The organism is Cognatundibacterium crateris, assembly GCF_010078235.1.
In the GTDB taxonomy this organism is placed as follows: Bacteria; Pseudomonadota; Gammaproteobacteria; order Burkholderiales; family Burkholderiaceae_D; genus Undibacterium; species Undibacterium crateris.
Genome location: NZ_JAABOS010000003.1, coordinates 80,928 through 104,046 on the forward strand (window position 1 = coordinate 80,928; position 23,119 = coordinate 104,046).

Below are 23,119 nucleotides of genomic sequence, written 5' to 3' on the forward strand. Positions count from 1 at the left end.
ACTGATTAACGTATCTTGCGTATCAGGTGATAACCACGGTCTGCGACATACAGACTGCTGCCATCCGTCGCGACACCGAAAGGATAATAGAACCGTGCCGCGGCACCGCTGCCATCCGAACTGCCTAAGCTGCCTGCAGTACCCGCCAGGGTGCTCACTGCGCCAGTCGCAATCACGATTTTGCGCAGGGTATGATTGTCTGAGTCGGATACAAACAAATTCGTGCCATCCGTCGCAATGCCTATTGGCGACTTGAAGCTGGCCGCAGCGCCTGTGCCATTACTATTCCCAACAACGCCAGGCTTGCCAGCCAGCGTCGTCACTTCCGTTGTCGCAAGCACGATTTTACGGATAGTCTGATTCGCAGAATCAGTCACATACAAGCTGGACTTATCTGTCGTGATGCCCCAGGGTTCTTTGAACAATGCAGCCACACCATAGCCATCATTACTACCTGATAAACCCGCTCTACCAACCAGTGTCGTCACTTCACCGGTCGCAATCACGATCTTACGTATCGTATGGCTTCCCAAATCTGTCACGTACAGGTTCACACCATCACCGGTAATACCCCAGGGATTATTAAATAGCGCCGTGCTACCGGTACCGTCGGTATTTCCAAAAGTCATGTACTTTCCAGCCAAGGTCGTCACAGCCCCCGTTGCCATCACTATCTTGCGTACTGTGGCATTACTCGTTACATACAAATTCGCTCCATCGGCATAGAGACCCTTAGGGTAATCAAACCGCGCAGCCACACCGATCCCGTCAGTACTGCCTGATGCGTATGCTTTACCTGCCAGCGTAGTCACAGCACCAGTGGAAATCGCTATTTTACGTATCGTGGAACTGAACATATCGGACACATACACATTGCTGCCGTCAGTCGCAATTCCAACCGGATTATCAAAACCCGCTGCTGTACCAGTGCCATCAACCGCCCCCCAAGCGCCGCCAGCTAAGGTAGCAACAACACCCGCAATATCCGTCACGCAGTTGACGGCCACATTACTGATATTCGCCACGACATTGCTACCGGTTCCATTGGAAACCGTGCAGGTTTGCGCAACAGGTTGGGTTGCGACCGTGACTGCATAACTTGCGTTTTGATTTAACTTACCAGCAAAAGTGAACGCTGCATTTGCGCTCACAGTCAGGCTGTCTCCTGCGTTATTTTGTAAAACCACTTGTTTTCCGGCTGCCAGTCCGGACACTGTGCCACCAATAGAAAAACTGGCAGTCGCCGCGCCACCGCTATTGGCGCTACCGCCATCAGTGCCGCCACCACCACCGCCGCAAGCACTGAGTAAAGCAGCAATCGCCAGCATGGTCGCACCATTCAATTTCTTAAACATCTTTTCCCTTTTATTTTTTTGCCTGAGTACAGGCGGATAAGTTATCTGAGTCTGGCGGAAATTGGAAACAGCAGTAATCAACCGACGACCCGGTTCTGAAAGCTTTACTTTCAAAACTCAGATAATTATATAAACTTTAAGAATTGACGAATACCCGGAATCAACACAAAAACAAGGCTTCCGAATAAGCACACGACACCCGCAGCGGCGTTAAACATCCGTGGACAGAGCAGTCGATTATTCAGTGACTTTATCCAACACGGTATCGTAGGTATAGACCGCGTAGAAAAAGAATGAAATTGCAGCCACTGTCAGCAGTGTGCCGATAAAAAATAAGGGTTGCAGACCCTCGGGGAAAATAAAGGTGTACCAACCTACCAGGCTGGTGGCTACCATAGCAGCAAACGCATAATTCATTAAGCGACGCGAATGCCGTACATGGGCCCAGGCAAATAACAACAGTACCAGCAGCGATAGTCCAAAAAGTATCAGTCCAGACACGAATGCCTCCTGTTTCATTAATTTGTGTCCTGATGCCAAATTGTTACCAGCTTGAGCGACAAACCGCCTTAAAGCCTGTACATCAGTTCAGAATATTTAATATGTTAATAAAATAACATAAATTCAAACAGTTGATGTTTTTGTTACAAATTTTGTTTCATAAAATGAAAAAAAATGGTTGCGTAAAAGCATCGTATAAAACTGATCTATACAAAACAATGATGAGTAAGCTGACGGCATATATCATGAATGAGTAAGAAAAAGTCTTGGCAAGAGTAAGATAGCCGTATGCTGGCTTACTCTCCTGAGCGATCGTGGGTTTGACCCCTGTGAGTCTGGCGCTGACAAGCAAGGCGTATTCTCAGCAACAAAGTAATGCACAAACTTATCCACATGGTGTAGTGAGATGATTTACCCACCAAAACAAGGAGACGGCGATGCGTATTATCCGTGGTTTGTATCTCAGTATTGTGATTCTCATTTTGCTGGCGCTGGTGTTTGCCTGGATGCAGCCAGACCGCTACACCGTCACACGCAGCATACAAATTCAGGCGACACCGGAACAGATTTATCCCTATCTGGCAGCGCCTAAGGCCTGGAAAGACTGGTCAGTCTGGAATCAACGCGATCCGGCCATGCAGATCCAGTATTCTGGTCCGGCCAGCGGAACCGGGGCGGTATGGCAATGGCAAAGCCGGACTCAGGGCAACGGCAGTATGCGCTTTACCGAGGCGCAGCCCGCACGGCTGCTGCGTTATGAGCTGCAATTCGAAGGCATGGGTCCGCCCTCTGCCGGATCGCTGTTGCTGGAAGCACAAACAGGAGGAAGCAAGCTGACCTGGGAAATGCAAGGCAATAATGAAGGGCAATTACTGATGAAGCTATTTACTCCGTTTATGGATAAAATGCTGGGTCCGGATTTCGCGGCTGGTTTGGCAAACCTGAAAAAACACGTGGAACATAAGTGATTTAGCGCGCCGCGCGCTTCGCTGTCCTGTTGTGAGCGGCACCACTTTTCTACTCCGATTTCCCATTTGATTAACCCTGTTTGCGATCCCCACATGAAATTGAAGTTCGCCCTGCTATTGGCTTTTCCTTTGCTGTTATCCACAGCCAGCGCAGCACAGCCGGCCTCTGCTCCGGTAACACCCGCCACCTCCACCAGCGTGTTTGTGGTAGCACCTGAAGATTTGCCTAAGCCGGGTTCTGCAGTCGCCATCGATACCCCGCAAATGCCTGAACCAGAACCTGCCAAAGCTTCCCGTCCCGTGACCGCGAAAGATGTCTGGGGTGGTCCGGTTCCTTTGTCTGGCATCCTGTGGATACTGGTGGCGTCTATGCCGGTACTGGCCTCCTCTTATTTTGCTTATCAGTTATATCTGTTCATACAACGACGTCGCCGCCGTCTGAGTACCCGCCACGCAGATACCTGAGCTTGCTATGCAGCGCCAGGGAAGAGATGTATCAAAGCCTGGTTTCAAAACTTCACCAAATTGTCATTTAGCTGTCACCAAGCTGTCACCTCTGCCTCCTAAAGTGTTTTTCACCAACAAGACAGAGGGAGACCAGTATGTCCAGCAAAGCCTTGATCGACAGCGCCGTTTTCAATTCCACCACTGCCGGCAGTAAAGGTCTGGCAGACCGGCTGTTTGCACATTGGTTCAGTCGCCTGGTCTACGCCCAAATCTGGGAAGACCCTCAGGCGGACCTGGCGGCACTGCAACTGGCGCCTGGCGCCAATATCCTCACCATTTCTTCCGGTGGCTGTAATGCACTGGCCTATTTGTCAGCGGAACCGGCAGCAGTGCACGCGGTCGATCTGAATGCGGCGCATCTGGCGATGCTGGACATCAAACAAAAAGCCATCAAACATTTGCCTGACTATGATGCAATCCTGCAGTTCCTGGGCAATGCCAACCATAGCGATAACCTCAAACGCTATCAACGTCATATCCGCCATCATTTACACGAAGATGCGAGCGAATTCTGGGAAAGCCGTTCCCTAAGCGGCAAACCACGCTATCACTACTTTACGCAACAAGCCTATCAACATGGCTTGCTTGGCGAGTTCATCGGCTTTGCACATTTCTTTGTGCGTATGATGGGTGGCGATTTGGGCAAAATGCTGGAGGCAAAAACTCTGCAGGAACAGGCTGTATTATTTGAACGTCATATCGCACCGGTATTTGAAACCCGTCTGTTCAAATGGATAGCGCGGCAACCGGTCGCTCTGTACAGCCTGGGTATTCCGCCTTCGCAGTTTGAAGAATTGAAGCGCGATGCCAGTCAGGGTCTGCATGCACTGTTCAAGGAAAGAATGCGCCATCTGGCTTGCGACTTTCCGCTGCAGGAAAACTGTTTCGCCCAGCAAGCCTTCGGCCGCCGCTACGATACGACGCAACAAGCCGGATTACCGATGTATCTGCAGCGCAGTCATTTTGATTCACTGCGTCGCAATATTGACCGTTTGCATCCGCATCACACCACACTGACCGACTTCCTGCGCCAGCAACCACGTGCTTCCATGCATGCCTATGTGTTTCTGGACGCGCAGGACTGGATGGACCAACAGCAACTGAGTGCTTTGTGGCAGGAAGTCAACCGCACTGCGGCGCCTGGTGCCAAGGTCCTTTTCCGTACCGGTGGTTCGAGCTCACCGCTGGAACGCCAATTACCCGCCGACATACTGGCGCAATGGCATACCGATCCTGCGCACAACCGCGCACTGTATGCGACTGACCGCTCCGCAATTTATGGCGGCATGCACCTTTATACAAAAATCTGAATCAGTACAGATCACCTTGACTACCCATTTACCACCACGCATGGTGGCTGACACCCTATGGCTGATGACCGCACGTTCACGCGGCGCCAGTCATTGGGTGGAAAACAGTCATTGCACCATAGAACAGCTGGATATAGACGGACATCCGGTTCCTGTGAGCCATCTGAGCAAAAGTCAGTGGCAGGAAAGCTATGTCAGCAGCCTGCGCTCCGCCTGGTTACGCTATCCCCATCAGGAAGCCAGGCGCCATTTGAGCTCGCGCCAATTGGCTTTGTATCAGGCCGCGTCCTGCTTAATACTCGGCCCGATATCCTTACTGATGCGCGCCGCCAGACTGGATCAGGCAGCTATCCTGGCAAATCATCTGATTTCCACCAACCTGTATCCGTCATGGTTGCAAGCCTCCATGCCTGAAGTCTTATGGCAGGCGCAACAACATTACCCGGATCGCCCTATCGTATTGCGAAATTTATGCCAGGCGGTGCATCCCGAACTCTTTGATCAGCTCAGGCAGCAAGGCTGGCAAATGATCCCTGCGCGCCAGGTCTATTTATGTGATCCGGCAGATCCGGCGGTATGGCAACACAATCATGTGCGTAAAGATGCCCGCTTGCTTGCAGACCAGGAAGTGGAACTGGTCGCCGCCAGCGCCTTACAACGTGAAGATATTCCAGCTTTAAGACAGTTATTCCGCCAGTTATTTATCGAAAAACATTCCTGTCTGAATCCGGATTTCAGCGATGATTTCTTTGAATTTTGCCTGGAAACCCAATTTCTGGACTGCTATGCACTACGCTGGCAAGGCAAATGGGTAGGAATTCTGGGTGTGTATACGCAACCGGAGAGCGGATGGATGACAACACCACTCATAGGTTATGACACCCAGTTACCTAAAGAATTAGGAATTTACCGTCGTTTAATGGCTTTATTACTCAAATTAGCCAAAGATAAGCAAATGAAGCTGCATTACAGCTCAGGCGCAGCCCAGTTCAAACTAGCCCGCGGCGGCCAGCCAGCGCTTGAATATACTGCAGTCTACAGCCAGCATTTGCCGGTACTGAATAAGCTCAGTCTGAACCTGTTCAGCCGTTTATTGCAACGCTGCGCCCCCGCCATTCTGTCTTACGCCGATAAGCAAAAATCTGGCTAATCACCCTTTTCAAACCGCAGGATCTTACAAATTTTCAATCCTGCGGTTTGTGACCCTGATACAAAAAAAACAAATAAGACCTTACAAAAAGCTGGGCCTCAGACCAGAGCCGGGTAGTGCTGCCAACTTTCACCAGAGTAATAATTAAAATAAAAACCAGCAAAAATACAATCTTTTAAGCGGAATTTGCTGTGCATAACTGCACTCATATCCCCAAGACAGTTTGGGGAAAACCAAAACTCTGCCGAAAAAAATTTTTTTTATCCCAAATCTGTCCTTTTTCTATACAAGCTTTATCAGCCCACATATACAGTCGCTAAGTGCTTGACTATGTGGGTAAAAAGCGAGTTATCCACATTTATTAGCCACGTTAACAACTATTACTATATATATATAAATTAAAGACTCTATTTATACGCCTCAAACCAAAAACGCGGCCTGAATGAAAAACCCTGAGGGATAAACCGTGTCGCTAATCCAGGCAAATTTGAAAATATCCAAATAAGGTAAAAGCGCGTTTCTGACTAAAGTTGTTCAAGCAACTCAAGCATGGAACTGATTGATGAAGAAAAATTAAAATCCATGTCAGCGTTTTTAATAAATCCTTGAATGATTTTTTTAAATAAAAATTGCACAGCTTTAATTGCAAACCCGTTTTTCTCAAAGATTGATGATTGCAGGCTAAAAAAGAAGCACTGCGATAACGGCTAGCAAGTGGAAAAGTCACTTTTTTTTCGCTACAGACTGCATAAATGTCCATTTGCTAGCTAGAAATGTGGCTAAAAAAGGTTTTTTGGAAATATTTTTTGTGGATAAGTCTGCTTATATCCACTGCATAGAATGTGCGAATTGCGGTTTTCGTTTGAAGAGTGACTTTTTTTACAGAATTTGTCCGCTTTCTATACAGACTTTTTGCACTTGTTTATCAATGCGCTAAAGTTTTGATTCTGTGGATGTTTACTTAGTTATCCACAGACCAGACAGCCTGTTAACAACTATCACTATTTTTATACAAAGTTATTCATATTAAAGCTATCCACACGCCAAAATCCGGCTTTCCCCTTTTTCAAAAAAATCCTTTAGAATCCGACACTTATTCGAATTCAAAGGCGAGTTATGAAAATTTGGACACGTTGTGCGCTGAGCTTATTGCTGGTGAGCGGTACTGCTTATGCAGAGAAGCCGACTGAGCAATCGGTGAAAGAATTTTTGGACGTGTCCAAAGGTAAAGAAACTTTTCAACAGATAGAAAAGCAACTCGATAACATGCTGGAGAACTTCAACCGTGAAGCTGATTCAGGAAAAACAGCCGACCTGCAAAAACAAAAAGCGGTTGAAAAATTTAAAGCCAGGGTCTTGAGTATTCGAAATGAAACCATGGACTGGGACAAATTGGTCTCCATGTTTATCGGGATTTACCAGGATAGTCTGAGCCAGGAAGAAATTGACGGTTTGATAGCGTTTTATCGTTCTCCGGTTGGGCAAACCTATTTAACAAAAATGCCACAAATCATGCTGAAAACCAATCAACAGATACAGGTAACGCTCATTCCCATGATGGATAAAATCAAATCAGCCAGACAAGAATTGAAAGAAGAATTCGAAAAAATCGATAAAAAGAAAAAGTAAGTTGCATCAAGTCTTCAGCTCTGACAAGACTGGAAATCTTATGTTAAGCAGCAAAAAGTAAGAAATAAGATGGCTCTTCCAGGTAAGAGCCTGGGGGTAAATCCAGACTTATCCCCAACTTAAGCCTCGCAACACGAGGTATTTCAGGTTAGCAAGAGCGGGGGTAGCTTGGAAAAAATAGTCTGCTGGCGGTTTCTTGTGTGAGTAAGTTACTGATTATCCACAGTTGCCGATGCGCAAACCTGCTACCTTGCGGTGTAAAACCTGCTCAATTTGTAAAAAAAATGCAAACTTGCGTGTCGTCAGCGCAAAATAGATCCACTTCATTTTTTGAAAAATGAAATGAAAATAGCTGCAGATAAGGCTTTTCTGTAGTGATATCTCTGAAATTTCTGCATTGGAGGGTCTATGTATCAGCAATTGCGTGCACCGGAACGTTTATTCCGGTTTGGTCAATGGGCAGTCGCATTCTTATTTGCGTTTTTCCTCATCAAAGTCGGCGCCAGCCTGATCGCGGATCTGCCTTTGTTATCCACAAGTCCGCAACAAAGTGACTTTCTTGATCAGCGTCGCGCACAGGAATTACAACAGCAAATACAGCCGCTGGAGCTAAGTATTTCTGAACTGCAGAAATCAGCGGAATTGAGCCAGGAGCGGCTACTCCGTAGTCAGGATGAGTACAGTAAGGATAAGCAAAGTTTTGATAACTGGCGTGCTGCACGCGGTAGCACTGAGCAGGCGGAAAATAATCCCGAGGTGATCAGCCGTGTCAGAAAACTGGATGAGCAACTCAAAAAGCAAACTGCTATTTCGTCCGAACTGCAACAATGGCAAAAGAAAATCGACGCCCAACGTGATCGTTTGCAACCCTTAGAGGAACAGGTCACAACACTCAACAATCAGGCTTATCAGGCCTATCAGCAGGCGTTGTATCACTCCTCCTTGAAAGCATTCGCAATACGCTTGTTATTTGTCGCACCTTTACTGGGCGCTGCCATCTGGTTGTTCCGCGGCCACCGTAATAGTCAGCACTGGCCCTTCGCCTGGGGCTTTATCTTTTTTGCCTTATTCGCCTTCTTTTTTGAGCTGGTGCCCTATCTGCCCAGCTTTGGTGGGTATATCCGTTATGGGGTTGGCGCCATACTGACCTTTCTCGGTGGAAAAGCCTTAATGCGCGCCCTGCAGCAGTATCTGGAAAGAAAACATCAGGAACAGACTGCGCCACAGGAAGAACGCAAGCAGGAGATACGCTACGAAAAGGCGCTTGAGTCTATGGCTAAAGGACAATGCCCGAGTTGTGAGCGAGGCATGCCAGGTATAGAGGGGGCAGTCTTAAACTATTGCATGCATTGTGGCCTGAAAACGCATGAAGTCTGTAGCCAATGCGGTTTGCGACATAATGCGTTTTTCCCCTATTGTCCTGCATGTGGATCGGCTGCTGCTGCCCACCCCAGAGCTGCAACTGTTACGCAGGAAAGTAAAAATCAGGTGTGAATTTGTTCCCTGCACAGGACTTAGTCTGTGATTTATTGCGGTAGCTGGCGATGCACTGTGTAGTACAGAAAACGGAAGACCATCTGTTGAATGGCGCAAGCTCTGGACCGCAGACTGACATCCTGAGCTTCAAGGTAAAAACAAAACGCCAGCTAAATGCTGGCGTTTTGTTTTGCGATGAGATTTTCAGTGAAAGTTTTCAAGGGTTAGCAGAGAAAGTCCGCTCCGGAACGACAAATTCACCGATGAGAACTTTATCCTTTTGTTTGTCCAGCCTGACGGTGATGTATTGATCTTGCTGACCGGGCAGACCAAACTTCGTCGATAAACGCAGCATCAGGGTAATTGCACCAGCGATCAGTTGCTGATTATGTCCAAAGAACTGAGTCTCCACGCGGTAAGTACCGGGTTTGGCGATCTTCAGTGAGAATTCTTCAGGACCATAGCCGCCGGTGAAGTCACGCGACAAACTGCCACCCTGATAACTGAGTGGATGGCCGTAATAGGTTTTTTCCCCATTCGGGTCGGTCACCCACAAATCGATATCGGTATTGTCCGCGTCCCAGCTCAGGACCGCACGTATATCCAGCGGAAGATTACGCAACAAACGTTTATCCAGGCGCGAGGTATCCAGCGTTTGCTTGCCTGACTGAGCCAGGATGGCATTGAGTTCGGCCAGTGCAATCAGTTCTATATCTGCAAAGCGTTCATGCCATGGGCGGCTGACGACTTGCCACAGCTGATCAATCGCAGCCTGTGGCTGGTCTGCTGCTGCCAGAGCCAGTCCTAAATCGCGGTAGGACTGCGGCTCGTTTGGGCTTAAGCGTAATACGGTTTGCAAGACAGGAAGCGCCAGTTCTGGCCGTTTGGCTTGTATTAGCCTATAAGCCAGCAAACGCAGGATCTGCCGGTTCTCCATTTGCATTTCAGCCAGGTTGGATAAGATACGCAAACCCAGATCGGTTTGACCGCGCTCCAGGAACAGATCCGCCACATCCAGAAAAAATGCACTGCTATTTTGATAGCTGGGTTTTTCATCCAGATAGATGCGATACATATCGGCCACGGGTGCCGCCTGCAAACGACGGTAATAGGCCGCGTCAGGTTCCCATTTTTTCAGTTGTATCGCTGCTTCCGTGCCGGACCCGGCCGTAGTCGGGGCGAGTGATTTCGCCGCGACTACGCTGACTTCCGGTGGCGGGGTAAAACTCATGGCTACCGGTGCCGGTGCTGCCAGTACGCGTGGCATCGCAATGCCGCGTTCTGCCGCCGCGGGTGCCAGGCCGGTGGCAGTAACGGGAACCGGCTTAGGTAATGCAGGTTTATCCTTAGGAAAATCTTTTTCCCACCAAGCTATTTTTTTTTCAAATCTGGTTCTGACCAGATCCAGCTGATTGGTTTGTTCTCTCAATTGAGCAGAGGTTTTTTGAGCCAGCAATTTGTCGTAACTGGCGCGTAATTCATCCGGTGGAGTGATTTCGTAACGCACATAGTCGGCCACGGTATCGAGCACGATCAGTGAGGTTTCTGCGGTAGGGATGTTGAATTGCTGCCCCAGCCGGCGTATTGCTGCACGCTGTGTTTCGCTATCCTGCATCAATTGTGCCAATTGTAGTTCAGCCCAGCGCCGCGCTGCGATATCAGCGTTGACTGCCTTGGCGGAGGAATCCAGCTTCACGACGCTGGTGCGTCGTTTTCCATCAGGCTGCTGCCACTCCAGCCGTAGGTCAGCTTGTGGCGAGGACAGGATACCGGCGATACGCCAGCGTCCCTGTTCCGGATAAACCGACGCGGTGACGATTTGTGTGGCCGAATTGCCGACTATGCTATGCAAGCGTAAAGCCTGCGTGCTTAAGGCGAGTACGGCTTGCTGCGTTGTGATTTGCTGTAAGTCCAGCACTTGTGCTCCGCTGGTTTCTGCAATGCCGCGTAATGCAGGCAAATCACTGAGCGAACTGGCCACGATGCTATACACAGGAATGCGGGCTGAGCCCAGCACCTGGCGCAGACTGTCTTTACCCCAGTTCATGATGCCGTCGCTGAATAACAAAGCCAGCTGACTACCAGCCGGCATTGCATACGCCGCGGCATTACTGGCGCCGTCATACACCACTTGTTGTAAGGCGGAACGCAGGCCATCCCACTGACCACCGCGCACCTGGAATTGCTGCGCGTCTGCTGCCTGGTCACGCAGTAATTTCAATTCCACATCGACATCACCCAGCTTACGCAAATACTGATCCAGTAGTGCGAATTCTTTTTCATGCTGGCGCTGGGCCCCGGAGCCGGAGGCATCCCACAGGATAAGGATTTTTTTAGGAGCAGGACGTGGGCTATTCACAGGTGCCACTGGGACTTCAGCGTAGAAATACTGTTGGTTCTGAAAGCTTGTATAGCTGCTTACAGCTTCGCTTTTTGCCGGGATGAGTAATTCCAGCAATCCGTTTTGCGGATGCACATCCTTCGCCTGCCAGCTGATTACGCTGAGGCTGTTTTCATCCAGTTTATGTACATCGCTTTGCATGCTGAGTAACTGAATTTGGCGTGCACCGACTCCTTCAATCTGTATGCGCGCATCCAGCTTCCCAGCCAGCATACCGAACTGTAAGGGTGCGTGGAATGGATACTGACCGGCTTGATTGGGTATCAAAGTCTGGTCTATTTGCAACTGTACGGTACGCTTGCCTTTTGCTGGTAAAGGATAGATGCGTAAGCGGTATTGATTACCACGTGTCACCTCCAGTAAGGCCGGATCAACCCGGGTGCGGCTGATATCTTCAAATACTTGTTGACCCCGGTCTTTTTCCACCACGACAGCCTGCCGTAATTTGCCATCGATATCCAGCGCAAAGCCACTCACAGTTTGTCCGTTGGCGAGCGGGAATTCCAGCTGACCTTCCAGCACTCTTTCATTCGGGTTGTAGAAACTGAGTTCTATGACGCTGCGCGCTTGGCTGCCGCTGATTTGCGTTTTCAGGCTGACTTGGTCCAGTCTGACCGGAATTTTCGCTTCGGGTATCCGCAATACCGGAGGAACCGGCAGGATGCGGTTTGTATCAGGTGGCAGTGTCTGGATCTGGGCACTCAGCTGTGAGGAAAACAAGCCTGCCAGTAACAGCATGCTCAGGCGGATGGGCGGCTGGGTCATGATCATTATCCTTGATGAAAGTACCTTACTGTAACGGTAAATTCAGCTGCCGCGCTGACAATGCGCATGAGATATTTTTCCAGCAGTTCAGCCGCGTCTTTATTCAGACAAAGCCTGCACTGCCAGATAAGGACTAAGAATGGTTTTCAGTTTGATGATTCAAGTCTGATCCTGAGCTGGGATAGCAGAGAGCAGATTTTCAAATGCTGCCCGGAAATATAATTCATAACTATCCTGTTCCACGTAGCCAAGATGCGGCGTGGCAAGCACATTATCTCTGTGCAGCAAAGGATGATGCGGGGTGATGGGTTCGCTTTCAAATACGTCTATCGCTGCAAAGCCAGGGCGGCCACTGTCTAAGGCCAGACTCAGTGCATCTGTCTGTACCAATTCCGCCCGGCTGGTGTTAACGAACAGCGCGTCGGCCTTCATTTGCTGTAAATCATCCAGAGTGACAATGCCACGCGTTGCTTCATTCAGACGTAAATGCAAACTGATCACATCACAATCCCGAAAAAACTGTTCCCGGCTGTCCGCAGCCTGAAAGCCATCAGCGCGTGCCTTGTCACGACTTGCTTCTCTGCCCCAGACCACAACTTGCATACCGAAAGCTTGTGCGTAAGCCGCGATACGTTGCCCGATTTTTCCATAGCCCCAGATACCCAGCGTCCGTTTTTTGAGCACGCGTCCCAGGCCATTGTGTTCAGCACGTAAAGAAGAGGTTTGCCAGCAGCCTTGTTGTAACAGCGACGCATAAGAATACAGCCGGCGTGATGCCATCATGATCATGGCCCAGGTCAGCTCGGCCGGTGCGGTCGGATCGCCGATGCCCTCCACCACGCGTATCCCCAGTTCTTCTGCGGCCTCCAGGTCGATATTGCCCGATACTTTGCCCGTCTGAGAAATGATGCGCAGCTTCGGTAACTTTTGCAGCAAGGCACGGCTCAGATGGGTACGCTCCCGTATCAGGACCAGTGCTTCAAATGGCGCCAGCCGGATCGCTAATTGTCCAATTCCCACGGCGCTGTTGTGAAAAACTTTCACTTCATGCCCATTGAGTAAAGAAAAACAAGTCAGTTGACGTACCGCATCCTGATAGTCATCAAGTATCGCGATTTTCATTTGGGACTCCTGTTTTGAAAGAGAGTAAGTATGGAATCAACATAGGATCAGAGAGCGATGAAAGAGTTTCACTTTCATATTTGGTATTACTATGATAATAATTTTGACGCAAAATTCGCCCCAAAGCTTAGGCGGGTGTACAATAGCCGGCTAAGTAGCTTTTTGATTCTGACGCCTTCTTAACAGTTGGCGCTAGCTGGGGCCCGGACTATCCGCCGGGCCGCCTATTATCCGACAGAACCGCCGCTATGGTGTTTGCTTCGCTTGAGCTGGGACCTGTCCACTGTGCTCGCGGGCTACAAATGTCAACGACGATCCTGCCGTGCCGCTACACCGGTTTTTTTATTGAAATGGCATTGGAGGTAGTATGAATCAACCTATCATGAAGGGCGTTGCTGAAATCAACGCGCCTGCACATGTAAAACATCAGAAACTGATTAGCTGGATTGCTGAAATTGCAGCACTGACTAAGCCAGATAATATCTACTGGTGCGATGGTTCCCAGGAAGAATACGATCGTCTGTGCGCACAGATGGTTGCTGCCGGTACCATGAAAAAACTCAGTCAGGAAAAACGTCCGAACAGCTATCTGGCTTGTTCCGATCCGACTGACGTTGCTCGCGTAGAAGACCGTACTTACATTTGCTCCGCCAAAAAAGAAGACGCAGGTCCCACCAATAACTGGATGGACCCGGCTGACATGCGTGCAACCCTGAATCCACTGTTTGATGGCTGCATGAAGGGCCGTACCATGTACGTTGTGCCTTTCTCTATGGGCCCGCTGGGTTCCCCGATTGCACATATCGGCGTTGAATTGTCTGACTCCCCTTACGTTGCAGTCAATATGCGCATCATGACGCGTATGGGCAAAGCGGTGTACGACGTACTGGGTAGCGAGGGTGATTTCGTTCCTTGCGTACACACTGTCGGCAAACCACTGGCAGCGGGCGAACAAGATGTGGCCTGGCCTTGCAACGATACTAAATACATCGTGCACTACCCTGAAACCCGCGAAATCTGGTCCTTTGGTTCCGGTTATGGTGGCAATGCGCTGCTGGGTAAAAAATGCTTTGCCTTGCGTATCGCTTCCACCATGGGCCGCGATCAGGGCTGGCTGGCAGAACACATGCTGATTTTGGGCGTGGAATCTCCTGAAGGTAAAAAACACTATGTCGCAGCAGCCTTCCCGTCTGCTTGCGGTAAAACCAACTTTGCGATGCTGATTCCTGCCATTAAAGGCTGGAAAGTCACCACTATCGGTGACGATATCGCCTGGATTAAGCCTGGCAAAGATGGCCGTTTGTACGCCATTAATCCAGAAGCGGGTTATTTCGGTGTGGCGCCGGGTACGAACACAGCCACCAACTCGAATTGCATGGCTTCCCTGACCGCCAACACGATTTTCACTAACGTCGGCTACACCGATGATGGTGATGTATGGTGGGAAGGCATGAGTAAAGAAGCGCCAGCCCATCTGATTGACTGGCAAGGTAAAGACTGGACACCTGAAATCGCTAAAGAGACCGGCCGTAAAGCCGCGCATCCAAATGCGCGCTTCACCGTTGCTGCAACTCAGAATCCTGTGATTGACGCAGCCTGGGATGATCCGGCTGGTGTACCGATTTCTGCCTTTATCTTCGGCGGCCGTCGTTCCACCACCGTTCCTCTGGTGACCGAAGCGCGTAACTGGGTAGAAGGTGTCTACATGGCAGCGACCATGGGTTCGGAAACCACTGCTGCGGCTGCCGGTCAGCAAGGCGTAGTGCGTCGCGATCCGTTTGCGATGTTGCCATTCATGGGTTACAACATGAGTGACTACTTCCAGCACTGGCTGAATATGGGTCAGAAAATTGAACAACTGGGCGCTAAGCAACCCGCTATCTTCTGCGTCAACTGGTTCCGTACCGATGCCAATGGCAAGTTTGTCTGGCCTGGCTTTGGTGACAATATGCGCGTACTGAAATGGATGCTGGAGCGTATCGAAGGTCAGGCCGGCGGTCAGGACAATGTCTTTGGTACCAGCCCAAGCTATAGCGATCTGACCTGGGACGGTCTGGACTTCTCGCAAGAGCAGTTCGATACCATTACATCGATCGATACAGCAGCCTGGGAAGCGGAACTGAATCTGCACACAGAATTGTTTGAAAAACTGGCGTATCACTTGCCAGCTGAACTGGAAGCCACCCGCGCCTCCCTCAAACAACGTCTGTCTGCCTGATCAGACTGCCATGTAGTCCGGCTTCAGCCGGACTGATAAAAAAACGCGATCTGAGTATCGCGTTTTTTATTGCCTCGCAAAACAAAAAGCCGCCTGCAATCAGGCGGCTTATGACACAGCGGGGGGATACGTGGTGCGATCAGCGATTTAGGTCAGGGTCGCTAAGGAATGATGGTGCTCAGTAGTCCTGGTGACGTGACATGCTGAGCTTGTGCATCAGCGTGCGTATCAATGGCAGGCTCAGATAAGTCAATGGAAACGCAATCGGCCAGCTGGTCAGCCAGGCTTCCATCCAATGCCGCATCAGTTCAGGCTGCTGGGTATTCCAACACAGCTGCAGAATGCCAGTCACAAAAAAGGTGACAAAACCGGTACTGAGCAAGCTAGGTAACATGGAAGCCAGACTGCGTGACCCGGCAACAGTACGGATTTGCTTGCTGTGCTGAGATCTTAGCGTCTCGGCATATAAGGGCGTAGTGACCTTATTAAGAGTGGAAATTTGCTGCATTGCAAAACTACTACAAAATAGGATTTATGCGCGGCCAGCCATCGCTCGCAATTCCGCTGCCATGGCTGGTGAACACGCGTCCGCGTCACGCGCAATTCGGTTCAAGGTCATCGCTGTACGCAAAGTACGGCGTGCGGCACGTTCTTCGCGTGACAATTTAGGAAAAATGCTGAGCCAGGTTGCACGCAGCAAGCCAGACAAAATAGGACGGAATACGAGCAGCATCGTGGCCAAAATGCCCAAACCTAATAAAGGACGGGCAGCAGCAGCCAAACCGCTGATGGCAAATTGGGCGACAGGCAAGGCGCTGCTGGCTGGAAATGCAATATTTAGAAACATCATGATAGAAAACCGGATTAGACGATTACAATGCAGGCATAATATTGCAATGCAACATAAACTTCCAATTCCGATTTCCAATAATTACTATATTGTTTGTGAATAGTTGCTCTCAACACCATAAAAAAACAGGAGACATTCCAGCATGAACTTTCTGACTCTGGATCTGAATTTATTGCGTGTGTTCGATGCGGTTATGATCGAGCAAAACCTCACAAGAGCGGCAGATAAACTTGCCATGACGCAACCTGCAGTCTCGAATGCGCTGAAGCGTTTGCGCTATTCGCTCAATGACGAACTCTTGATACGAACAGCTTATGGCGTTAAGCCAACACCGCGTGCAGAAGCCTTGTGGCCAACTATACGCCAGGCATTATCCACGCTGGAAGCAGCGATAGCACCGGGTAGTTTTGATGTGTCTCAGGCGGCCGTGACCTTCCGTATGGCGATGGCGGATGCGACAGCAGCACTCTGGATGCCTACCTTGGTCGGTGCCATACAGACTGAAGCACCGGGAATTAATGTGCGCATGGTGCCGCTGACTACCCGTGAGCCCCGGCCCATGCTGTTACGTGGCGATATAGACATTGCCGTAGGTTTTTTCCCCGGCGTAGTCGCCCAGCTGACCGGCGGCCAGGCTGCCGGTAACAGCGCGATCAGGCATGAGCGCCTGTACAGCGGTCATTATGTGTGTGTGATGCGCAAAGACCATCCGCTTGCAGGCTCCAAGCTGACCATCGATGATTATTGTTCAGCCAATCATTTGTTGGTCAGTTTCTCTGGTCGCGCACATGGTCTGGTGGATGAAGTGCTGACCCGTTATGGCAGAGAACGTCGCATCTTGTTGACGATTAATCAGTTTTTTACTGCTGGTCGCGTGGTCGCCCATTCAGACTTATTAACGGTACTACCGCGCCATTTGATTTCAGCAACGGGGATGACCGATGCGCTGATCTGGAAAGAGTTGCCGTTTGAGACGCCAGAAGTCCATGTGGATATGCTGTGGCATGAGCGCGATGGCCGCAATCCGGCGCATAAATGGTTAAGGGATAATCTGATTAATATGACGCATTCAAATTTGGTTCCGGAGTTAGAGCAGGATGTAAGCCATGAGTAACGATGGTGAGTGCTAACAAATAAAAAATTTAAACCCTGTTTTCCACAGCTTTTACACAGACTATAAACAGCATATACATCACTTATACATGGTTTATACATAAGTTATACCGTGTTTATACAAGGTTTATGCACGGATTTACCCACAGTGTGGCAAGTGGGAAATAGCGTAAAACATGCAGCTTATCCACATCCACGCCCCTAAGCCTTATCCGTGCTGAGTTCTGTTTGCTGTTTCGCTTTACAATCTCACTCTTGCAGATACAGACGGACAACACATATGTTTACAGGGATAGTTCAGGGTGTGGCCCAGATTGCCACGATCGAAGATAAACCGGGCTTGCGGACTTTACGCATCGCGTTTCCCACAGGTTTTGACAGCAATCTGGAAATCGGTGCCAGTGTGGCGGTCGATGGTGTATGCCTGACTGTGACGGAGCTGCATGCAGATGCTGCCGATTTTGACGTGATGCAGCAAAGCCTGAATATCACCACGCTGGGATCTTATCCACAGGGCGCGCATGTGAATGTAGAACGCGCAGCCAAAGACGGTGCTGAAATCGGTGGTCATCCTTTATCCGGTCATGTCGATTTCACCGCTCACATCGCCGCCATCCGTGCGTTAGAAAATAACTACGTGATACGGATCGCCGTTCCGCCTCAGTGGCTGCGCTATATCTTCGCCAAAGGCTATATCGCGATCAATGGTGCCAGTCTGACTATTGCGGAAGTGAATCGCGATGAAAGCTGGTTCGAAGTCTGGCTGATCCCTGAAACCCTGCGCATGACGGTATTTGCTGAAAAAGCGCCTGGTGCCGCATTAAATATAGAAATTGAGCGCACTACTCAGGTCATCGTTGATACGGTGCGTAACATGCTGGGCGAGACGTTGGGCCCATTGTTGCCTGCGTTGGAGGCAGTGCTGGCGCAGCAGGGATTATCTGCTGAAGCACTGCGCTCGGCATTACATTGATCTTGTTCGTTGTTGAGGAGTGCCGGTCAGATCAGACCGGCTCCGTCAGCCCGGCGTCTTTTAATACTTCATGTGCGGAGCGGAATGCATCAATCGCGAGTGGCATGCCGCAATACACACTCGCGTGCAGCAACACTTCCTGAATTTCCTTCAAACTCGCACCATTGTTCAGCGCACCCCGTACATGTCCCTTGATTTCATGCGAACGTCCCATCGCTGTTAGCATGCCCAGCGTGATCAGACTACGTGTTTTTAACTCCAATCCATCACGACACCAGACGGTGCCCCAGGCGTTTCTGTTAACAAATTCTTGTAGTGGCGCTGTGAAGTTGTCCAGATCACGGGTCGCCTTATCCACAAATTCTGCTCCCATGACTTGCTGGCGTATGGCTAAGCCATCTTGTGTTTGCTGATCCATGTTGGCTCCTCACTCCCGGGAAAAATAATCGATTTCAGAGTGTAATTTATTTTCAGCCAATAAATCATGCCAGATGTCGAATACAGGCTCGTTTGAATAGGGCAGGAAGAATTAAAAAAGCCAGACTGGCTGGAAACCTGACAAATCGTTGCATCTGTCTTTACGTGCTTCCTTTTCCACAAAACAGTACGCAGAGCTTAGTGCCAGCGTGGTGTGCAGTGTTGCCATCTGCTTATGTATACCTATTGTTAAAAATATTCTCCTGGTAACAAAAACCTTTACCATGAGTAATCATTGCGTACTAGAATGAAATGAAACTCCGTATCTCCGCGTAAAATTTTCTTTACGTGCCGCAAGATTGTCCGCTGTTCGACACCTAGCCTCAGGATTGCTCATGATGTCATTTCTCAAATCCGACACACCGGACTTACCTCCCTGGAGGGTATTGCTTGTCGATGATGAGCCGGATGTCCATGATGTGACTAAGCTGACATTGAACCGTTTCCGCCTGGATGGAAGAGCTATTCAGTTTTTGCATGCTTACAGTGGACAACAAGCTAAAGCTATTCTGCAATCTGAACCGGATATTGCTTTGGTGTTTCTTGATGTGGTGATGGAAACAGAAAATGCAGGACTGGAAGTCGCGCGCTGGATGCGTAAGGACTTGGGAAATCAGATTACCCGCATTGTATTGCGTACAGGTCAACCGGGGCAGGCGCCCGAAGAGAGTGTGATCGTTGATTATGATATTAATGATTACAAGGAAAAAACTGAGCTGGATCGTAAAAAGTTATTCACCACTACTTTTGCTGCTTTACGCGCCTATCGCGACATCATGACGGTCGAGGAAGCGCGTCGCTACCAGGCGAGTTATCGTGCCGGTTTAGAAAGAGTGATCGAAGCCTCCGCCCATATTTTTCGTCAGCGTAATCTGATTGATTTTGCTAACGGTTTGTTGCAGCAAGTGGTGGCATTACTGCGACTCGAAAAAAGTATGTTGCTCAGGGTAAGGGGGGCCAGTGCTATCCATGGTGAAGACAGGTATGAAATTTTGGCACGTATCGGCGAGCTGGATCAGGAGCACGAAGTGTTTAGTCCAGCCTTACTGGCGAAGTTGGATGAGACCTGTGTGAACAAGTTTTCCCGCTTATACGGCGACACTTTTGTCGGGTATTTTCCGAACAACAGTGGAAAAACTTCCTTGCTGGTTTTGCAGGGAGTGCATGATGTGACGGAAATGGATACACAATTACTGGAAGTGTTTTCGTCTGGTGTGGCGATTGCTTTCGATAACATTCTGCTCAATCAGGAAATTACTGATACTCAGGGCGAGCTGATTATGCGCCTTGGTGATGTGGTTGAGTCACGCTCTCATGAGGCTGGAAATCATGTGCGACGTATGGCGGAAATTTGTTACATGATTGCGATCGAATCCGGCATGGATGCAGACGAGGCTGCGATACTCAAGCAGGCTGCCCCTATGCATGACATTGGAAAAATTGCGACACCTGATGCAATTTTGCTCAAGCCTGGCAAGCTCGATATGGATGAATGGGAAACCATGAAGAAACATCCGGAGGTTGGCATGTCTATCCTGCAGGGCTCGCAGCGCCCTATCCTGAGGGCCTCAGCGATCATTGCACACCAGCATCACGAACGTTACGACGGTAGCGGTTATCCACAAGGTTTACGGGGCGAAGCGATACATCCATATGCCCGCATTGTCGCGGTGGCGGATGTGTTTGATGCCCTAATCCAGAAGCGCGTGTACAAACCGGCCTGGCCAGTACCGGAAGTGTTGGCGCATCTGGAGTCCGTGGCAGGTGCGCATCTGGATCCACGCTATGTGGCCATTCTGGTTGCGAATGTGGATAAGGCCTTAGATATCAACAATCAATATCCGGAATAGAATTTCTGGGTTTCCAGGCTAAGCAGGAGACGTGCTCTTGATCGCATTGTCAGTGGATGACTGATGGTACAAAGGAATGCGGATTTCGTAGTGTAAACCCTTACCTGGGCTGCTGCTGGCCCGGATCTGTCCACCCAGCCTGACCGTGACCAGGTTATACACAATGTGGGTGCCTAGTCCACTGCCTCCCTGACCACGCTTAGTGGTATAAAACGGCTCAAACAGGTGGCGAATTTCCTCACTACCAACACCTCTACCATTATCCTGAAACTGTAATAACAGCATGTCGTGGTCTTGTATGGCATTGATCGTTATCAGACCGTCGTCACGTTGGTCCAGGCCATGTACCAGTGAGTTGACCAGCAAATTGGTGATAATTTGCGAAATAGCCCCTGGAAAGCTGTGCATGCGGATATCAGTCACACAGTTCAGTTGCACGGTGACCGCCTTGCCCCTTAGCTTGGGCTGCAGCGCTTGCAGGGTTTCTTCAAGATAGCCACGCAGTTCAAATTCGCGCAGCATTTCATGGGACTGATCCACCGCCACTTGTTTAAAGCTACGAACCAGGGTGGCTCCACGCTGACTGTTGGTGGTAAGTATGCGTAGAGACTGATCACAGATATCAAGAAACTCTGCCAATCCCTGTTCACTCAGTTGCCCTGATGTGAACTGTTTGCGCAGTAAAGCCACTTCCTCCACCAGATGGCTGGTCGCAGTAACACATATACCCAGTGGTGTATTGATTTCATGGGCAACTCCGGCGACAAGACGTCCTAAAGAAGCCAGCTTTTCCTGATTGATCAGTTCTGACTGCGCGGATGTCAGTGCTTTCAGGGTCTGGCCGAGTTCGAGATTTTTACTCTCTAATTCCCGCTTAGCCTGTTGTATGTCTTCGGCCGCCTGCATGCGTGACAGTGCCGCCGCGACATGGCTGGCGATGAAGCTCAGTAATTCAAGGTCCGCATTGGTATACACTAGTTCGGGGCGATAACTCTGGACGATCATGACACCAAATAATCGTTCATCAGCCAGCAAAGGCGCGCCCATCCAGCTGTATGAATCGAGATTACCCAGCACTTCTATCGTGCCATCAGAAATCAATTGCTCGAGTTCAGCGCGATTTATCAGTAGTGCCTGGCGTTTTTGCACCACATACGAGGTTATCCCTTTCCCTAGCGGGAAGCGGGTACCGGTCGCATTGCTATCAATTTCATCAGCAAAATAAACGATACTGAATTCCTTAGTCTCTGCATGAAAAAATGCGACCATAAAATTCGGTGCCTGCATCAGCTCACTCATGATTTCATGCAGACGCGAAAATCTCCGCTCATGGTGCGATGCCAAAACCGACAATTCCGCGATTTGATACAAAGCCCTTTGCAGGGTCTCTGCTTTACGCCGGATCTCGATTTCCTGTTTAAGTAACTGAGTACGATCACGTACTGCCTGTTCAAGTTTGTCGAAGCTGAACAGGCGCTCCAAAGCGATCGACACATGCGCGGCAATCATACCGAACAAGGCTTGATCTTCTTCAGAAAACAGAAGGTTTGCGTTATAGCTTTGAATAACCATGGCGCCGAGCACATGGCCCTGGTGACTCAATAAGGGATGGCCCAGCCAATGCTCAGAACGGGTACCTGTTCCCCAGGCCCGAACGGCATCCTGCTCAGCGGTCATTGATAAAGAGGTGCGGTGCAGTATCACCCAGGCAGTGGGTGATTCGGACGGAGTCAACAACGGAAAAAACTGTTCCGGATCGAGTGGTGCATCGACTTCGTCGACTTCATACACATAGCGTACACAGTGTGTCTTTTCGTCATACAGTGCGACATAAAAATTGGCCGCATACATGATGCGGCCTATCGCTTGATGCACATTGCGCAGAAAGCTGACTGGCTCGTTGCAGGATGCTGACAGGTGACTGATTTCCAGCACCACTTGCTGTACAGCCTCCAGTCTATCCAGCCGGGCCCGCATGACGGTTTGCTTTCTATTTAATCGGCAGACAACTGGTGTTTTTGACTTCTTCCATGACTGCATAGGTATGCGTTTCACGGACACCACTCAGTTGTAACAGCGACTTTCCGAGGAAGTCGCGGTAGGCATTCATGTCTTTGACACGGGCTTTCACCAGATAGTCAAATCCACCGGCGACCATATGACATTCAAGTACTTCAGGAATCGCCTGTACACCGCGCCGGAACGCATCAAACACATCCGGTGTGGTGCGGTCTAATACCACCTCGATAAACACCAGTAAGGCAACATCGAGCAAGTGTGGATTCAATTGCGCCGTGTAACCCAGGATATAACCGGACTCTTGCAACTTACGCACACGCTCCAGGCAAGCCGCCGGAGACAGATTGACGCGGGTCGCCAATTCAACATTACTGATACGGCCATCATTTTGTAATTCGGCCAGAATTCTTTTACTGATTTTGTCTAGCATAAGAA

At 49.7% G+C, this 23,119-nt stretch carries 19 protein-coding genes; 10 read left to right on the forward strand and 9 right to left on the reverse strand.

All coding sequences use genetic code 11. The features are described 5' to 3' along the window. Positions 1-5 precede the first annotated feature (5 nt). On the reverse strand, positions 6-1,355 hold the full coding sequence (locus EYB48_RS06500) for an NHL repeat-containing protein (protein WP_162019512.1): 1,350 nt from the start codon (positions 1,353-1,355) through the stop codon (positions 6-8). A 237-nt stretch (positions 1,356-1,592) separates the two neighbouring features. Next, positions 1,593-1,874 (reverse strand): hypothetical protein, encoded by a 282-nt coding sequence (locus EYB48_RS06505; RefSeq protein ID WP_162019513.1) that lies wholly within the window; start codon positions 1,872-1,874, stop codon positions 1,593-1,595. Positions 1,875-2,293: 419 nt separating this feature from the next. Between EYB48_RS06505 and EYB48_RS06510 the strand changes: the two genes are divergently transcribed. The 6 genes from EYB48_RS06510 (at position 2,294) to EYB48_RS06535 (ending at position 8,914) form a co-directional block, all read left to right on the forward strand. Beyond that, positions 2,294-2,824: an SRPBCC family protein gene (locus EYB48_RS06510; protein ID WP_162019514.1), complete on the forward strand. Its 531-nt coding sequence runs from the start codon at positions 2,294-2,296 to the stop codon at positions 2,822-2,824. A gap of 93 nt (positions 2,825-2,917) precedes the next feature. Next, the gene (locus EYB48_RS06515; protein ID WP_162019515.1) at positions 2,918-3,289 is read left to right on the forward strand and encodes a hypothetical protein; all 372 of its coding nucleotides are present in this window, start codon (positions 2,918-2,920) and stop codon (positions 3,287-3,289) included. A gap of 137 nt (positions 3,290-3,426) precedes the next feature. Continuing rightward, positions 3,427-4,641: a BtaA family protein gene (locus tag EYB48_RS06520; protein WP_162019516.1), complete on the forward strand. Its 1,215-nt coding sequence runs from the start codon at positions 3,427-3,429 to the stop codon at positions 4,639-4,641. 16 nt (positions 4,642-4,657) lie between these two features. Then, complete coding sequence (locus tag EYB48_RS06525) at positions 4,658-5,791, forward strand: hypothetical protein (protein ID WP_162019517.1); 1,134 nt, start codon at positions 4,658-4,660, stop codon at positions 5,789-5,791. 1,116 nt (positions 5,792-6,907) lie between these two features. Next, complete coding sequence (locus tag EYB48_RS06530; RefSeq protein ID WP_162019518.1) at positions 6,908-7,420, forward strand: DUF2059 domain-containing protein; 513 nt, start codon at positions 6,908-6,910, stop codon at positions 7,418-7,420. Positions 7,421-7,828: 408 nt separating this feature from the next. Further along, positions 7,829-8,914 (forward strand): serine endopeptidase, encoded by a 1,086-nt coding sequence (locus tag EYB48_RS06535; protein ID WP_202927703.1) that lies wholly within the window; start codon positions 7,829-7,831, stop codon positions 8,912-8,914. 199 nt (positions 8,915-9,113) lie between these two features. On the opposite strand, the gene EYB48_RS06540 is transcribed toward EYB48_RS06535, so the two are convergent. Further along, positions 9,114-12,062, reverse strand: a complete 2,949-nt coding sequence (locus EYB48_RS06540) for a VIT domain-containing protein (RefSeq protein ID WP_162019519.1) — start codon at positions 12,060-12,062, stop codon at positions 9,114-9,116. A 159-nt stretch (positions 12,063-12,221) separates the two neighbouring features. Further along, complete coding sequence (locus tag EYB48_RS06545) at positions 12,222-13,184, reverse strand: D-2-hydroxyacid dehydrogenase family protein (protein ID WP_162019520.1); 963 nt, start codon at positions 13,182-13,184, stop codon at positions 12,222-12,224. A gap of 367 nt (positions 13,185-13,551) precedes the next feature. Here EYB48_RS06545 and EYB48_RS06550 point away from each other — a divergent pair, with 367 nt between their 5' ends. Then, a complete protein-coding gene (locus tag EYB48_RS06550) occupies positions 13,552-15,402 on the forward strand; it encodes a phosphoenolpyruvate carboxykinase (GTP) (RefSeq protein WP_162019521.1) in 1,851 nt (616 codons plus the stop codon). 178 nt (positions 15,403-15,580) lie between these two features. On the opposite strand, the gene EYB48_RS06555 is transcribed toward EYB48_RS06550, so the two are convergent. Beyond that, entirely contained in the window at positions 15,581-15,910 is a 330-nt protein-coding gene (locus EYB48_RS06555) for a DUF2798 domain-containing protein (RefSeq protein ID WP_162019522.1), read from the reverse strand. A 24-nt stretch (positions 15,911-15,934) separates the two neighbouring features. Then, positions 15,935-16,252, reverse strand: coding sequence for a hypothetical protein (locus EYB48_RS06560; protein WP_162019523.1), 318 nt, complete (start codon positions 16,250-16,252; stop codon positions 15,935-15,937). Between the two features lie 142 nt (positions 16,253-16,394). Here EYB48_RS06560 and EYB48_RS06565 point away from each other — a divergent pair, with 142 nt between their 5' ends. Together EYB48_RS06565 and EYB48_RS06570 are read left to right on the forward strand one after the other, a co-directional pair. Beyond that, positions 16,395-17,366 (forward strand): LysR family transcriptional regulator, encoded by a 972-nt coding sequence (locus EYB48_RS06565; RefSeq protein WP_162019524.1) that lies wholly within the window; start codon positions 16,395-16,397, stop codon positions 17,364-17,366. A 279-nt stretch (positions 17,367-17,645) separates the two neighbouring features. Next, positions 17,646-18,338, forward strand: coding sequence for a riboflavin synthase subunit alpha (locus tag EYB48_RS06570; protein ID WP_162019525.1), 693 nt, complete (start codon positions 17,646-17,648; stop codon positions 18,336-18,338). A gap of 31 nt (positions 18,339-18,369) precedes the next feature. Here EYB48_RS06570 and EYB48_RS06575 read toward each other — a convergent pair whose 3' ends face one another. Next, on the reverse strand, positions 18,370-18,756 hold the full coding sequence (locus EYB48_RS06575; RefSeq protein ID WP_162019526.1) for a carboxymuconolactone decarboxylase family protein: 387 nt from the start codon (positions 18,754-18,756) through the stop codon (positions 18,370-18,372). 397 nt (positions 18,757-19,153) lie between these two features. Here EYB48_RS06575 and EYB48_RS06580 point away from each other — a divergent pair, with 397 nt between their 5' ends. Next, positions 19,154-20,665, forward strand: a complete 1,512-nt coding sequence (locus EYB48_RS06580) for a DUF3369 domain-containing protein (RefSeq protein ID WP_162019888.1) — start codon at positions 19,154-19,156, stop codon at positions 20,663-20,665. Positions 20,666-20,683: 18 nt separating this feature from the next. Here EYB48_RS06580 and EYB48_RS06585 read toward each other — a convergent pair whose 3' ends face one another. Both EYB48_RS06585 and EYB48_RS06590 read right to left on the reverse strand, forming a co-directional pair. Continuing rightward, positions 20,684-22,642 carry a sensor histidine kinase gene (locus EYB48_RS06585; protein WP_162019527.1) on the reverse strand — a complete coding sequence of 653 codons (1,959 nt, stop codon included), beginning with the start codon at positions 22,640-22,642 and terminating at the stop codon, positions 20,684-20,686. Between the two features lie 13 nt (positions 22,643-22,655). Then, positions 22,656-23,114, reverse strand: coding sequence for an Lrp/AsnC ligand binding domain-containing protein (locus EYB48_RS06590; protein ID WP_162019528.1), 459 nt, complete (start codon positions 23,112-23,114; stop codon positions 22,656-22,658). Positions 23,115-23,119: the final 5 nt, after the last annotated feature.